Below are 15,491 nucleotides of genomic sequence, written 5' to 3' on the forward strand. Positions count from 1 at the left end.
ACTTATGACCTTTGCGCCTGTTACCATCATTGATCATCCCTTAGTCCAACATAAATTAACCCTGATGCGACAAGGGGAAACCAGTACCACTAAATTCCGCCAACTCCTCAAAGAAATTGGAATGTTATTGGCCTATGAAGTGACAAGGGATCTCCCCCTGAAAAACCAAACCATCCAGACTCCTCTCGCCACCATGGAAGCCCCCATGTTGGCCTCCGATAAAAAGCTAGTGATTGTCCCCATTTTACGCGCCGGACAAGGGCTATTAGATGGGATGTTAGAACTGATTCCCTCAGCAAGGGTGGGACATATTGGCTTGTATCGCGATCCCAGCACTCATATTGCGGTGGAATATTATTTTAAACTGCCCCATGATGTGGAACATCGGGATGTGTTAGTGGTGGACCCAATGTTAGCCACGGGGAACTCTGCGGTGGCGGCTGTAGATCGGATTAAGGAATATACCCCCCACTCCATCAAGTTTATCTGTTTACTAGCCGCCCCGGAAGGCATTGCCCACTTTCAAGAACAACATCCCGATGTCGCAATTTTTACGGCCGCTGTGGATGACAAACTCGATGAACATGGGTATATTTTGCCCGGTTTAGGGGATGCAGGCGATCGCTTATATGGAACGAAATAGGGAACAATTGATAATTGATAATTGATAATTGATAATTAATAATTATCAATTTAACCGTCCTCATATTCCGGGGTGCGAGTGCGTTCGGGAATGTTCACCCGTGCTGGTTTATAGGGTTCTTCCTCCTGTTCATCATCCCAAATATCCGCCTCTACATCATGATCATAATTCGGTTCGGGCTCCACATAGGCACGCTGTTGATAACTGGGACTATCCCCCCAATTCGAGTCCTCATATTCGGGTTCCTCAACCTCTTGGTAACGCACCGCTTCCGCTTGACGACGGGGTAAAGAACGGGGTTGGGCTTCTTGCCATTCGTCCTCATCCCAAGCGGGTTCGTAGGCCGCTGGACGGGCTTCAATGGGCTTATTCGATACCGGAGGGTTAATGGGAATTCCTGTGGGGAGTTGGTTCTCTGGCCGCGCTGTGGGGGTATAGTAGGGGTCTTCTTCGTCCCGCTCCCACGGGGGACGACCAATGCCTAAGCGTTCTAAAAATCCTACGGTCACTTGCACTAAACGCTCTTCGGCCCCTTCAAACACAATAATCCGGTTCGGACCACTACTGACAATTTCCTCTACAGGCAGTTCATAGGTACTTAAGACCTGTTCAGGAATTTGGGGTAAACCAATGGAGGCAATGATCAATGAGGAGATTTTGCCATCTTCTAGGCTAAACTGAAAGTCCCGCACCCGGCCGAGGAGTTCCCCAGCTTCGGTGATCACTTCGCAGTTAATCAGTTTACTGTAGGCCTCAACGTCTACGTCTTCAATTACATCCTCGTCGGGGACTAAAATCACATCCCCAGTTTTTTCAATCATGTTGAGGTACATATAACGGGGCATTCCGGCCACCGACAGGATATTATCCCGTAGCCCCAATGCTACAACTTCCCGACGGTCGATATCCACCAGCAGACTTTTAACAATGCCCAACTGTCGGGCGGTGTTATTGGCGATGACTTTGGTATTAATAAATTCAGAGCGTAGACGGATAGTATCTGTGGTCATTGTGTCTTTTAGTTGAAGCTCTCGCATTCTATGGGGGTTCAATTGTGTAGTCAGAATATCCTAACGGGGGGTTTGGCGATCGCACGGGAGAATACCAGTGCATAATCCCAAACAGACTTAATTTTACTCAATTTAATTTGATATAACTTAACAAATCATAACCCATTCCTCAATCCCTCTGGCGGAATCCCTAGCCACTAGAGTTTAATCCCTAGCACCTGAGTATAAGCCCCTCTCGCTTGGGTTACACCAATGGTGCGCTCCGCAGATTCGATCATCGGTCGGCGTAAACTCACGACAATAAACTGAGCTTGTTGAGCCTGTTGTTTAATCATTTTAGCTAATCGTTCGACGTTTGCCCCGTCTAAGAACATATCCACCTCATCAAAGGCATAGAAGGGAGAAGGGCGATAACGTTGGAGGGCAAAGATGAAACTTAAGGCTGTGAGGGACTTTTCCCCCCCCGACATAGAACTGAGGCGCTGGACAGGTTTTCCTTTGGGATGTGCAATCAGATTAAGGCCTCCGGCAAAGGGGTTTTCGGCATTATCGAGTTCTAAGTAGCCATCCCCTTCTGAAAGAGTGGCGAAGATGGTTTTAAAGTTCTCATTAACTGCATCAAAGGCCTCATGAAAAGCCCGTTGACGGAGGGTGGTAAAGTTTTCAATCCGCAGTAATAATTCCGTCCGTTCTCCTTCTAAGGTGGTGAGTTTGTCGGTGAGTTCTTGTAAGCGGGTTTGGGTTTGTTCGTATTCTGTTAAAGCCAACATATTCACCGGTTCCATGCCTTCTAGACGTTTTTGGGCATAGCGTAGGTCTTTTTGCAGGTTTTCGAGATAGGGGGGGAGTTGTTCGGGGGTAAGGTTTTGCCCGTCGGGAGGCAATTCTGGCAATGGTTCTGGTAAGTCTTGCCGTTGGGTTTGTTCTTGCTCCTGGAGGTGGATTAAATCCTGTTGACGTTGTTGTTGGTTCTCTTGGAGTTTTTCCCGTTGCCATTGGGCTTGTTGCTGTTGGGTTTGCAGGTGTTGTAAGGTGTCTTCAGTGCGATCGCGCTCCTGTTTAACCGCCCCCAATTGTGCCGTCAGTTCCCCTAAACGAGTTTCCGTCTCTTGAATTTCCGTTTCTAGACTGTGACGCTCAAGGGTTAAGCTTTGCAACTGTTCTCGACTCCCAGAAACCTCCTCACGTTTCTGTTGAGTCATTTGTTGAGCTTGGTCAATTTTCTCCTGCAAGCGCGACCCTTGATTCCTCAGTTCTAACTGTCGCCCTTGAGTCTCTCGCAAATTCTGTTCTTTCCCCTCCAAGTTCTGTTCTTGGGCTTTAATTAGTTGTTGAATCCCCTGCCACTCACTAGAGGTTTGGGACGCTTCCAATTCCGCTAGTTTTTGTTGTTCTAAGCGGAGTTCCTCCTCCTGTAAAGGAATCGTCTCCTCCAGCGTTCTCAAATGTTGCGTTAAGGTTTCATATTCAGCCTCATTTTCGCCTAATTGTTGGCTAATTTGCGCTTTTTGTTGGCTCAACTTTGCCCGTTCCTTCTCCAGTTGTTCCCTTCTTAATTGCTGCTCCCGCAACTGTTGACGCAGGTCTAATAATTTCTGAGAAATTTCCTTGCTTTTTTCTACAATTTCTTGCAAATTAGACTCACAATGTGCTATAATTCTATCCAGTTCTACCAGTCGATTGTGTAACTCCTCAATCTCCCGAGATTCACCCTGTAAACTCGTCCCAAAATGGAGAGTATGGCGGCTAGATTGACTGCCCCCCGTCATGGCTCCGCTACTTTCCAGTAATTCCCCCTCTAAGGTAACAATGCGCACCTGTCCTAAGTATTGGCGTGCATCATGGAGGGTTTCAAAAACAACCGTATTGCCGAAAACATAGCTAAATATTTTTTTATAACGAGGTTCACAATAAACCAGTTCAATGGCATAATTAACAAATCCTCGGGCTTGACGCAGAGCGAGAATCTCATGGAAAGATGGGGGATTAATTTTATTCAACGGTAAAAACGTAGCCCGTCCCGCCCGCTTATTTTTCAACAGCTGAATCCCTTGGGCGGCCACCCCATCATGTTCGACAACAATATGACCTAATCTTGCGCCAGCCGCCGTTTCTAAAGCCAATTGATAACGAGTATCTACCTGACCTAACTGAGCAACTAAACCACAAACCCCTTGGATATTTTCCTGTAAAATCATTTGGGAAGCGTGAGTTCCTTGGGCTTCTCGTTGCGCTTGGCTGGTCGCTTCCAGTTTATCCAATTGTCGGTTTTTCTCCCGTTGTTCTTTCAGCAGCCGATCTCGGGTTTGTTCTACCACAGTCCGCTCTTGATCTAAACTGGCTAAACTTTGGGCAAGATTGGCAATAGTTTCCTCCAACGCCGCCAGATTAAACCCTTCTAAACTCTGTTCTTGCCCCCCTAGCTCTTGGTCAATTTCTATTAATTGTTGGCGTTGTTTTTCAATACTTTGGCTCAGTTGATTATACCGTTCCGTTGCCCTTGCCTGTTCCGTTTTTTGAGGATTTAAACGATTTTGAATATCTTGGATCTGTTTAGTAATCCCCGACTGTTCTTGTACCCAAATTTCCGAAGCGGCCGCGATACTATCCGCTTGTTGGCGATAGTTAGCGAGAAGTTGTTTCGCCTCATCCCGTTCTTGGGTTAAATATCCCGTAATTGCCCGCTCTAATTCTTCCTGTTCCTGATTCACTTGGTTAAACTGTTGGCTATAGGCAATTAATTCTTGCCCCTTCCGTTCAATCAACTCCTCTCCTTCCCGGATTATATTTTCCAATTCACTGTAGCGTTGTTGCAGTTGAGAACGCTTGAGTTTTTGGCTAGCCAGTTTAGAGTTAACCGACAGTTGTTCATCTTCCCCCAAAGCCTTGACCTGACGGTTTAACTCTTGCAATTCTGCGGTTTTCGTAGCGATTTGACCCGCCAGATTTTGTAACTGCTCATCCAGCTTTTGTAATTGCTGTTCCCCTTGTTTTAAAGTCCCTTCAAGTTGCTGAACTTGGGTCTGAAGAGAACGCCAAATTAACACCATTTCCCAGCCCTGTTTCTGGTGAATTTGGTCTTTCAGTTTTTGATATTTCTCCGCTTTGACCTTATCACTAGCCAATTTTTCCAGAGAGCGCTGTAACTCCTGTTCAATAATCCGATAGCGTTCCTCTCGTTCTCGTACCTCATCTAAAGTAGACTTGACCTGTTCAATTTTGCGGTCAAATTCTGCGACTCCGGCCAACTCATCAATAATCTCCCGTCTCTCCCGGGCATTCATAGTAATAATGCGGGTTACATCCCCTTGTAATACCACATTGTAGCCTTCGGGATAAATCCGTAAACGGCGTAAATATTCGTGGAGTTCTCCGGCTGTTGTCGGTTCTCCATTGATGAAAAAATTTGAGGAATAATTCCCCCCTTTTGTCACTCGTAAACGCCTTGTCACGGACCATTCTAGGGATTCTGCATCGGGAGCTAAGGAGGGGGAATCTAAGGCCTCTAGGGACTCCCTAGGGGGCTGTGGGGGCGTTTCTGGGAGGGTGGTCGGGTCTTGCCATGTCCAATCGGACAGATCAAAAGTCACGGTAACACTGACTTCTGAAGTGCCTCGTTGATTGACTTGATTATGGTTGACTAAATCGGGCAAGCGTTCTGCTCGCATCCCTTTTGAACTGGCTAATCCCAAGCAAAAGAGCAGCGCATCGAGAATGTTAGACTTTCCCGAACCATTGGGGCCAGAAATCACGGTAAATCCGGTTAACAGTGGGACATCTGTTGTCCCACCAAAGGATTTAAAGTGAGACAATTCGACGCGCTTAATATGAACCATAGGCGCAGAGGGACGATAAAGGTACAGGCGTATTTTCTGAGTGTACCAGAGAGGAAGAAGAGAGCGCCAAAGTTAATCCTAAGCCTCCAATAACTGTAAAATCCGTTGGAGGGTAATCTCGACCCAATCTTGCCGTCGGTCTAACTCTCGACTTAATTCTTGAATGGCTTTTTCTAACAAATAGGCATCTAATAATACCTGTAATTCCTGCTCGGTTTTGGGTAAAAAGGTGAGGCTAGAATCATCTTCTCCGGTTAAATAAGCATTGAGGAAGGTGATATTGACCCAACTTTGCCAAAATTGCGCCCACTGTTCCATCATGGGCAGGTTATCCGGTCGAATCATGCCGCTTTCGACTTCTCGCCGAAGGGCAATATTGACGGCGTAGTTGAAGGAGAGTAACATTCCGGCTACATCGCGTAGGGGCGATCGCTTCATTCGTCGTTCACTGAGGGGACGGTTTTTCTCGCCTTTAAAATCAATGATGGTGAAGTCTTTCCCGGTAAATAAAACCTGTCCCAAATGATAGGCTCCGTGGGAACGAGTGCGCAAGGCGGTGATTTTTTGGTTCAAGACTAAGCGAAATCGCCCCAGAATTTGCTCTTGACGATTTAAGACGGTTTGGGCGAGTTGTTGCAGGGGTTCCGGGAAATCATTTAAGCGTTTTTTCAGGTCGAGGAAGACTTGTCCGGTTAAATTGCGACTGTATTGGTAAATGGACCGTTGGTAGAAGGAGGTAAAGGGTTCTGGGGCAAAATCGGGGTTTTCGGGGTCTGAGGCGAGGGTAATATGTAACTCGGCGGTTCGTTGCCCGAGAAGCTGCACGGAGCCTAAATAAGTCCCGATGATTTCATAGACAAAATCGGGTAATTCTAGGGTTTGAGCGGTCCCTAGGTCGTTGGGAGCAAACATGACATCATTAATCTCCGGTTGTTGGACCATCACTTGTTCAAAGTATCCCCGCAGATGATCTAAGGTATAAGACCAAGCGTCTCGGGTGTCGGGGATGTAGCCTTGGAGTACGCCTAGGGTGATGGTGCCATTATTGGAGCGTTGGTACTCAATGGCGCCGCCAATGGGTGCGAAATGGTCTTTTTGTTGTTTGGTGGCTAGGAAGCGCCCGACTTCAAAATCTGGGTTAATGCCTTCTTCTACACGGCGGTAGAGTTTGAGGATTAAATGACTGCCGTAGATGATGGAACTATTATCTTGTAGGCCTCGGTAGAGATGGGGGTCAAGGGGGGTGGCTTCTTGGGTAATGGTTTTGAATAGTTTGGTGGAGGTGCCGATGATTTGACCATGACTGCCTTTATAGCGCCGTTTTTTGGCGATCGCATCCAAAGGCAGCCCCAGATAGTCTGGGTCTTGCAGTGAGGGATATAGCACCCCTTCCCCTTCCTTACAGACAATTTTGAGAATGCCCTGTTCATGACTGTCTAAACTAAAGCTTAAATGCAGCACGTAGGTATCTGGGAAGCCTTCGGTATAGTCAATTTGCAGGATGACAATTTGGGCCTCTTTTTGGTGATAGTGAATGGGAATGACATCCAGAATGGTGCTGGTTTGGACAACGCGGTTGGTGCCTTGAAACCAGGGGCAGGTTTGCACATAATCCCCTAATACCCGTTCTAGGGTGGCTCTAGTGCCTTTCTGGGTAAATATGGCCTGCCATTTGCTGTTTACGGTGAGGGTGGGGAGGTCTTTGGTTGAGATGGGGGTAGGAGTGGTTACATACAAACTATCGACAGGTTGCAGGATGAACCAGTAGAAGCTATAGGGTCCAACGGAGAGGAAATAGGGGGCTCCCGTAATGGCTGGGAAGCGTGTCCGACCGAAGATTTCCACCGGGATCATATTTTGGAAGGCCGCTAGGTCTAATTCTACCGTTTGCACGAAGCGGGAGAGGTTGGCTACGACAAGGATATGTTCTCCAGAATAGGTGCGGGTAAAGGCAATGACCTTGCGGTTTTCAGGATAAAGTAGTTCAAATGTTCCTCTTCCAAAGGCTTGATAACGGGCGCGGGTGGCGAGGAGGCGCTTGGTCCACCACCAGAGGGAGGTGGGATTGGCTCGTTGGGCTTCTACGTTGACGGCTTCATAGTGATATTCTGAGTCTAAAATCACTGGGAGATAGAGACGTTGGGGGGGGGTGCGACTAAATCCGGCGTTGCGGTCGGCGGTCCACTGCATGGGGGTGCGGACTCCATCGCGATCGCCTAAATAAATATTATCCCCCATGCCAATCTCGTCCCCGTAGTATAAAACCGGGGTACCGGGCATAGACATTAACAGCACATTCATTAATTCAATTTGGCGGCGGTCATTGCCCAACAGGGGAGCGAGACGGCGACGAATCCCTAGATTGATGCGGGCTTGGGGGTCTTGGGCATAACTGCGATACATATAATCCCGGTCTTCATCGCTGACCATTTCGAGGGTTAATTCATCATGATTGCGTAGGAAGAGGGCCCATTGACAGTTACTGGGAATGGCGGGAGTTTGTTTGAGGATATCGGCGATGGGAAAATTATCCTCCATGCGTAGGGACATAAACAGACGGGGCATGAGGGGGAAGTGAAAGTTCATGTGGCACTCATTGCCACGACCAAAATAGGCCGCCGCGTCTTCGGGCCATTGATTCGCCTCGGCCAGTAACATGATATTGCGGAAATTCTCGTCAATGTGCGATCGCAGCTTTTGTAAAAAGATATGAGTTTCCGGCAGGTTTTCGCAGTTTGTGCCTTCCTTTTCGTAGAGATAGGGCACCGCATCCAAGCGTAACCCATCCACTCCCATTCCCAGCCAAAAATCCACCACATTAAACACCGCATCTTGTACCGCCGGATTGCGGTAATTTAAATCCGGTTGATGGGAGTAAAACCTGTGCCAATAATAGGCTTTTGCCACTGGGTCCCAAGTCCAGTTTGAGGTTTCAAAATCTTGGAAAATAATCCGCACATCGGGGTATTTTTCCGGGGAATCACTCCAGACATAAAAATCCCGTTCCACACTGCCGGGGGGGGCTTTACGGGCTTGTTGGAACCAAGGATGGCGATCGCTCGTATGATTAACAATTAACTCAATAATTACCCGAATCCCCCGATCATGGGCTTCATCCAACAATTCTTGAAAATCCTCTACAGTGCCATAAACCGGATTCACCTGCATATAATCGGCAATATCATAGCCATCATCCCGTTGAGGAGACGGGAAAAAAGGCAACAACCAAATCGCCGTAACGCCCAAATCCTGAATATAATCCAGCTTTTCGGTCAATCCCCGAAAATCCCCCACCCCATCCCCATCACTATCGGCAAAAGCCTTAACCGGAACTTCATAAATAATGGCATCTTTAAACCACAGGGGATCATCTTTGAGGAGCGTCGTATTCATTCAATCAAATCTCAGGAAATGAGTGCATCTGAGAACCATTATAGGATGACACCCCCTCACTTCCCAACCTAAAGTCAGCAGGGGTCGCCCGTTATACCCGAAGGGTTAGCGGGGGAGAACTTCACAAATCAGCCCCAAGTCCGGCAGTGAAGCCATCGGGCTGTTAAACCCGTCTCGGTGCTAAAATAAAGACTTGAGGGAGATCGTTAGGATAGGAATTTCATCATCTATTGACTTCCCATCCGCCGGATCCATCACAATCATGGGGAGTGAGACAAAACGACACAGATGAATATAGAGCAGGAGAAAATTGCGGATTGTTTTATGGTGGGGTGCTGGCAACTGGACGATCGCAGTTGGAAAGCACTCTCAGAACTGGATGTGGAGCGAACCATTGATACTTATTTAGCATGGGGCATTAAACGATTTGATACCGCCGATATTTATGGTCGGAGCGAGAAACTTTTAGGCAAGTGTTTAAAAGGACGTTCCGATTGTGAAATCTGGACAAAAGCTGTCTTTTTTGGTGCCGTTCCTACCTTACAACAAATCCAATATAAAATAGACAGTTCTCTGCGCAACTTACAACGAGATCATCTCGATTGTGTTCAAATCCATTGGCATGATCCGAGTCTTGATTTTGCCTCTACCTTTGAGATATTCAATCAATACTTAGCAAAGGGAAAAATTAGCCAATTAGGGGTTACGAACTTTAACACCACCATGTTGAAAAGGGCTTTAGAATACGCCCCCATTAAAACCCATCAAGTCCAATATAATCTCATTGACCGCCGAGTAGAAACCTCCATTCAAGCCCTTTGTCTTCAACATAAAATTCCCCTTATTCCCTATGGCAGTTTAGCCGGGGGGTTTCTTTCTAATAAATTTCTGGGGGTCAAAATTCCCCCAGCCGAGGGAGAACATTGTCGGGGATTTTACTATAACCACATGATTGCTAAACACGGGGGATGGAGTGCTGTTCAAGAGTTATTACAAACTATGGCAGAAGTGGGGCAAAAATACGAGATGACCATAGCCCAAGTCGCCTTAAATTGGCTCAAACAACAACCGGGAGTCGGGACAATTATTTTAGGCTTAACGGAAAATCGCCAGCAGATTAAAACTGATTTAGAAGCCCTCCAAAAACCGCTAGAACGGCTTGATATCCAGAAATTATCCCAGCGTTCCCAAGCATTATTTCAACAAGTAGGAGATGTTTATTCCTACGAAAGACATTGACAATCCTACGGCTAAAGCCCGTAATAGTCTTAAGCTGAAACGGCTTGTTTAAGGGATCTCTATTCACGCCAGAATGTTATCTGTAGGTTGGGTGGAGTGGAGCGCGAAACCCAAAAAAACAGTAATCAGTAATGAGTAAATCATTCCCGATTCCCTGACCTTGACAAGAGGAGAAAAGGCCTAACTTGTTAAGATTGAGCAAGCCCTAACTCCTCCGCTCAATCCATCTCAATTCCTCGGGCTTTGAGTTGTTCTAACAGAGCTTGATAACGTTGCCTTTCTTGGGATAACTCCTCTAAGGCAGTATCAGCGCGAAGTTTCTCCTGTTCTGTTCGTTGTTTCTCCTGTTCTAACTCTTGCATCGCCTGTTCAGCCCGTTGCCGCTCCTGTTCAGCCCGTTGCCGCTCCTGTTCGGCCCGTTGCCGCTCCTGTTCTCGCACTTCATTGAGTTCTACCGGAGTTAAAAACTTCCGCCCACTGGCCGTATAAATTTCTAACGTATCTGGCAGCAGTTGAAAGCGAATATTGAGTAACGGACTAATCCACCCATCCATCTGCTCAATACTTTCTAATAAATCTCCCCGACGCAGGGCTCCGGCTAACTGATTGCGATGGGGACTATACATATAATACTCTTGTACGCCATGTTTTTGGTAAAAGAGTAATTTGTTCTGCATTTCTAGGGGATGATTGCTGGGGGAGAGAACTTCAAAGACCACTTGGGGGGGGATATTGTCTTCTTCCCATTGTTTATAAGATCCTCGTTCCCCTTTAGGTCGTCCAAAAACCACTAAAACATCGGGAGCTTGACAAATCCTGTTTTGACCTTGTACAGGGTACCAGAGTAAGTCTCCGGCGACAAAAACATGGGGCTGATGGGCAAAACAAATCTCTAGATTTTCCTTAATCGTCACAATCCAGCGAAACTGTAGGGTATTATCTGCCATCGGTTGACCATCACTTTCAGGATACTCGATGTCTGTATTGTTTAATAGGTCTTGGAGCATAGGTCTTCTGGGTGAGGAATGTGCCTAGATTGTAACGCATCTGGGCAATGGGTTTAGGATTTGCACCCAAGGACACACAATCTGTCACCAAAACTTGTTACAGTCAGAAAGTAATCCTAACCTGTTAACTCTGAACAGAGAGATCGGCATCTTATTGAGATCCGACTCTCTTTTTTTGCTACCCTATAAGGGCGTGGGGGGGAGGAAAGCTGGTTAAATAATGTCTTCCCTCTTTATTTTCTAGTTAATTGATTGATCAATTGATTTGCTCATTGCCGATTAACTGTTACCGACTGAAAAATCTAAAATAATGATGTGGGAAGCTTTAGAATTTTTGTTATCACCTGATTTTTATGAACCACAAGGGAGTTGTTATATTTGGCAAACGCCCCTTCTCTGGTTATTTGCCCTCAGTGATAGCTGTATTGCGATCGCCTTTTTTATCCTTCCCACCCTGCTGTTGTACTTTTTCTGGCGCAGACGGGATCTGCCCTTATCGTCGGTTTTTGTCCTCTTGGCTGCATTTCTCCTGACGGCTGGACTAGCTACCCTCCTCAATATATGGACAATTTGGTATACCAATTATTGGCTATCTGGAATTTTCAGGCTGCTAACTGCTCTCTTTGCCCTACTCACAGTAGTTAAGAGTATCCAAACATTTCCAGCTTGTTTATCCTTAAAAACCCCAGAATTTTTGGAAGATTTAAACCAGCAACTGAAGCAAGAAATTCAGCACAGGCAAAAAGTAGAAATAGCCTTGCAAACCTTAGTAACAGGCACGGCTTCTGTGATCGGTAACGAGTTTTTTCCGGCCCTAGTTGAACATCTTGCCCGAGCATTAGAAGTGGATGCGATTCTGGTCACGAAAATCATAGAAGATTCGCCTTGTGTCCTAAAAACACTAGCTTGGTGGCAAGATGGTAAATTAAAAGACAATTGGGATTATTGCTATTTAGGTTCTCCTTGTAGCCAAGTAATTGAACAAGGAGAAAGCTACTATTTTGCCATGAATTTACAGCAATATTTCCCCCATAGTGAACTGTACCAAAATTTACCCGCAGAAGGTTATTATAGTGTCCCCCTTTGTGATGGTCAGCAACAGGTAATCGGCAGTTTATGTTTAATCCATCGTCAGCCGTTATTATTAACCGAACAAACCCAAGCAATTTTAAAGGTTTTTGCGGCGCGTGCTAGTACCGAATTACAACGACAACAAGCGTTAGAAGCACTGCACCAAGCCTATGATGAATTAGAGGAACGAGTCGCAGAACGGACTCGGGAGTTAGTAGAAACCAACAAAACTTTAGAGGCAGAAATTCAGATCCGTTGTGCCACGGAAACCGCTTTACAGGAAAGTCAAGATTTTTTAGATCGGGTATTAAATGCGATCGCCGATCCCATTTATGTTAAAGATCGTCAGCACTGCATCACCACCATTAATGAGGCATTTTGTGACATGGTAGGCTGTCCTCGGGAACGCATTATGGGGAAAACCGACTTTGATCTCTTCTTCCCGGAAGAAGCCGAGGCCCTCTGGAAAGCCGATGAGGAGGTTTTTCTCCGCCAACAAGCGACAAATAATGAAGAAACCCTAACCACCCCCTCGGGAGCCGTGCGGGTTTTTTCCAGTAAAAAAATCACCTTTAGAGATGCTTCGGGGGAATTGCGTTTAGTGGGGATTAGTCGAGACATCACCCAGCGTAAACAAATGGAAATTAATCTGCGCAAAGTCGCTGAACGAGAACAGGCAATTTCCCGCGTCATTCAACGAATGCGGCAATCTTTAAATCTCCAAGATATCTTTAACGTCACCACGAAAGAACTCCGTCATGCGGTGAAATGCGATCGCGTTTTAATCTATCGTTTCCAACCCGATTGGAGTGGAGAATTAGTCGCTGAATCCGTTGCCCGAGGTTGGAAAGTCCTCGTTTCTGAGCAAATTAATCCCACCCTTACCCAAATCGCTATTAATAAATCCGAATGTGCCGTCAGAACCTTAGACAGCGATAATGTGCTGATTCAAGATACCTATTTACAACACAACCAAGGGGTTTTTACTCAAAAACGTTCAAGTTACCGTTGTGTGATTGACGTAGACTTAGCGGGTTTTGATGCTTGTTACTTGGATCTATTAAAAGAAATTCAAGCCAAAGCCTATATCATCGTCCCAATTTTCCGCAACAATCAACTGTGGGGTTTATTGTGTGTTTACCAAAACACCTCCCCCCGTTATTGGCAAGAATCAGAAATTAAAATGGTCATGCAAATTGCCATTCATTTAGGGGTAGCCGTACAACAAGCCGAATTGTTCTCCCAAACCCAAGAACAAGCCGAACAACTACGCCAAGCCAAGGAAATGGCCGACCAAGCCAACCGAGCGAAGAGCGAATTTCTCGCCAATATGAGCCACGAATTACGCACTCCTTTAAATGCGATTTTAGGTTTTGCTCAACTCATGGCCCGTCATCCGAGCCTGATGGCTGAACAACGCCAATATGTAGACATTATCAACCGCAGTGGGGAACATCTACTAGATTTAATTAACAACATCCTCACCATGTCTAAGATTGAAGCCAGACAGGAACAATTAACCCTTAAACCCTTCCATCTGCCCCAATTTTTAGAAGCACTAGAAGCCATGTTAGTCCTCAAAGCGGTGAGTCAGGGGATTAGTTTAAACTTTGACCTGGCTTTGGATCTACCTTGTTTTGTGATCACCGACGAAAATCGACTACGGCAAGTTCTACTGAATTTGTTGGGCAATGCCTTGAAATTTACCGAACAAGGGGGTGTCACCCTGCGCGTTCGTGTTTTGAGGCAGGAGGAAGGCCCAGAGATGCCCCAACTCGATCACTCCTCCGGTGACATCACCTCCCCCTCTTGTTGCCTTTGTTTTGAAGTTCAAGATACCGGTCCGGGCATTGCAGAACATGAACTCGATCAACTCTTTGACCCCTTTACTCAAACCTCAACGGGCTTAAAATCAGGGCAGGGAACAGGTTTAGGGTTGCCCATTGCCCAGCAGTTTGTGGGGCTGATGGGGGGTGAAATTACGGTGCAAAGTGTGGTCAATCAGGGGACTTGTTTCCGGGTGATCCTGCCTGTGGGCGTGGTAGAGAGTCCCCCGGAAAGTCAATCGCAAGCTACGAGCGCACCCGGACAAATGTTAGCCCCTCATCAGCCCATCTATCGGATTTTGGTGGTGGAAGACCAAATGACCAACCGTTTGGCTTTGGTGACGTTGCTGGTAGAGATGGGTTTTCAAGTGCGGGAGGCGAAAAATGGTCAGGAGGCGATCGCCATTTGGGAAAGCTGGCAACCTCATTTAATCTGGATGGACTTACGGATGCCTGTTTTAGATGGCTACGAAGCAACGCGCCAAATTCGCGCTAAGGAACAGCAAGGGGAGTCTCCCACCCCCTCCCCCGTGAAGATTATCGCCCTCACAGCCAGCGCCTTTGAAGAAGAACAGGAGCAGATTCGGGCAGCCGGATGTGATGATATTGTGCGCAAACCTTTCCGGGAAAAAGATTTAATCCAAACCTTACAACATCATCTAGGGGCGCAGTATATCTCCATCCCTAACGTTTTTTACTCTCCTGTTACCGCTCCCGCCACTCTATCTCAATCAGATTCCTTAGATAATCTAATTGAAAAGCTCCCCGCCGCTTGGAAACAAGAGTTTTTGTATGGGGTGCAAGCTTGTAGCGATCGCCTCTGTGAAGAATTAATCGACCAACTCCCCCCAGAATACGAGCAGTTAGCCCAGCAACTCCATCAATTAATTGACGAATTTCGCTTTGACCAACTCCTAACCCTCTTGGAGTGACCGAAAATAATGGGATACAAGCCCCGTCCTTCAGGAGGGCTTTTTATTGCCCATTTTTCAATTCCATGTTATTATAATATTTGATATCCATTAACTCAGTATCATCCGTGTTTGTCTACGAGTTTAAGGTCTACCCTAAACCACAACAAATAACCGCCATTAATGAAGCAATTAGGACATCCCAATTTGTCCGAAATAAAGTCCTTCGTTATTGGATGGATAATCGTGGTATCGGTCAGCCCGAAATGTTTAGATACAACACGATTTTGAGAAAAGAGTTTAAGTTTGTCGAACAACTAAACTCCCACGCTTGTCAAGCTGCTGTAGAAAGGACACTCAAGGCAGTTAACCGTTTTTATGAGAATTGTAAAAACCAAGTTAAAGGCAAGAAAGGATATCCTAAATTTAAAAAAAACACTCGTTCAGTAGAATACAAAGTCTCAGGATGGAAACTATCTGAAAACCGAAAATACATTAATTTTATCGACCAGAAAGGGATTGGAAGTTTAAAGCTAGTAGGTTCGAGAGATTTGC

General features: G+C 46.2%; 7 protein-coding genes and 1 pseudogene. 4 read left to right on the forward strand and 4 right to left on the reverse strand.

The window, feature by feature from the left end; genetic code table 11:
- Positions 1-4: 4 nt before the first annotated feature.
- Positions 5-643, forward strand: coding sequence for a uracil phosphoribosyltransferase (upp, locus tag K4A83_RS00795; RefSeq protein WP_265262470.1), 639 nt, complete (start codon positions 5-7; stop codon positions 641-643).
- Between the two features lie 50 nt (positions 644-693).
- Here the strand turns inward: upp and K4A83_RS00800 are convergent, their stop codons facing one another.
- The 3 genes from K4A83_RS00800 to treS form a co-directional block, all read right to left on the reverse strand.
- Complete coding sequence (locus K4A83_RS00800; protein ID WP_265262471.1) at positions 694-1,653, reverse strand: PRC-barrel domain-containing protein; 960 nt, start codon at positions 1,651-1,653, stop codon at positions 694-696.
- Positions 1,654-1,850: 197 nt separating this feature from the next.
- Entirely contained in the window at positions 1,851-5,489 is a 3,639-nt protein-coding gene (smc, locus tag K4A83_RS00805; protein WP_265262472.1) for a chromosome segregation protein SMC, read from the reverse strand.
- Between the two features lie 78 nt (positions 5,490-5,567).
- A complete protein-coding gene (gene treS, locus K4A83_RS00810; protein ID WP_265262473.1) occupies positions 5,568-8,882 on the reverse strand; it encodes a maltose alpha-D-glucosyltransferase in 3,315 nt (1,104 codons plus the stop codon).
- Between the two features lie 288 nt (positions 8,883-9,170).
- Between treS and K4A83_RS00815 the strand changes: the two genes are divergently transcribed.
- Positions 9,171-10,121: an aldo/keto reductase gene (locus tag K4A83_RS00815; protein ID WP_265262474.1), complete on the forward strand. Its 951-nt coding sequence runs from the start codon at positions 9,171-9,173 to the stop codon at positions 10,119-10,121.
- 218 nt (positions 10,122-10,339) lie between these two features.
- On the opposite strand, the gene K4A83_RS00820 is transcribed toward K4A83_RS00815, so the two are convergent.
- On the reverse strand, positions 10,340-11,128 hold the full coding sequence (locus tag K4A83_RS00820) for a Uma2 family endonuclease (RefSeq protein ID WP_265262475.1): 789 nt from the start codon (positions 11,126-11,128) through the stop codon (positions 10,340-10,342).
- A gap of 310 nt (positions 11,129-11,438) precedes the next feature.
- Between K4A83_RS00820 and K4A83_RS00825 the strand changes: the two genes are divergently transcribed.
- Positions 11,439-14,957, forward strand: a complete 3,519-nt coding sequence (locus K4A83_RS00825; RefSeq protein ID WP_265262476.1) for a GAF domain-containing protein — start codon at positions 11,439-11,441, stop codon at positions 14,955-14,957.
- 107 nt (positions 14,958-15,064) lie between these two features.
- Positions 15,065-15,491, forward strand: a pseudogene (locus K4A83_RS00830) (RNA-guided endonuclease TnpB family protein); the annotation flags it as partial.

Origin of the sequence: Spirulina subsalsa FACHB-351 (genome assembly GCF_026130165.1) — a bacterium.
Lineage (GTDB): Bacteria > Cyanobacteriota > Cyanobacteriia > Cyanobacteriales > Spirulinaceae > Spirulina_A > Spirulina_A subsalsa_A.

Excerpts from the sequence above, each read along its gene's own strand:
- K4A83_RS00815 (WP_265262474.1), top strand. The coding sequence starts at position 9,171 with ATGAATATAGAGCAGGAGAAAATTGCGGATTGTTTTATGGTGGGGTGC.
- K4A83_RS00820 (WP_265262475.1), bottom strand. The coding sequence starts at position 11,128 with ATGCTCCAAGACCTATTAAACAATACAGACATCGAGTATCCTGAAAGT.
- K4A83_RS00800 (WP_265262471.1), bottom strand. The coding sequence starts at position 1,653 with ATGACCACAGATACTATCCGTCTACGCTCTGAATTTATTAATACCAAA.
- treS (WP_265262473.1), bottom strand. The coding sequence starts at position 8,882 with ATGAATACGACGCTCCTCAAAGATGATCCCCTGTGGTTTAAAGATGCC.
- smc (WP_265262472.1), bottom strand. The coding sequence starts at position 5,489 with ATGGTTCATATTAAGCGCGTCGAATTGTCTCACTTTAAATCCTTTGGT.
- K4A83_RS00825 (WP_265262476.1), top strand. The coding sequence starts at position 11,439 with ATGATGTGGGAAGCTTTAGAATTTTTGTTATCACCTGATTTTTATGAA.
- upp (WP_265262470.1), top strand. The coding sequence starts at position 5 with ATGACCTTTGCGCCTGTTACCATCATTGATCATCCCTTAGTCCAACAT.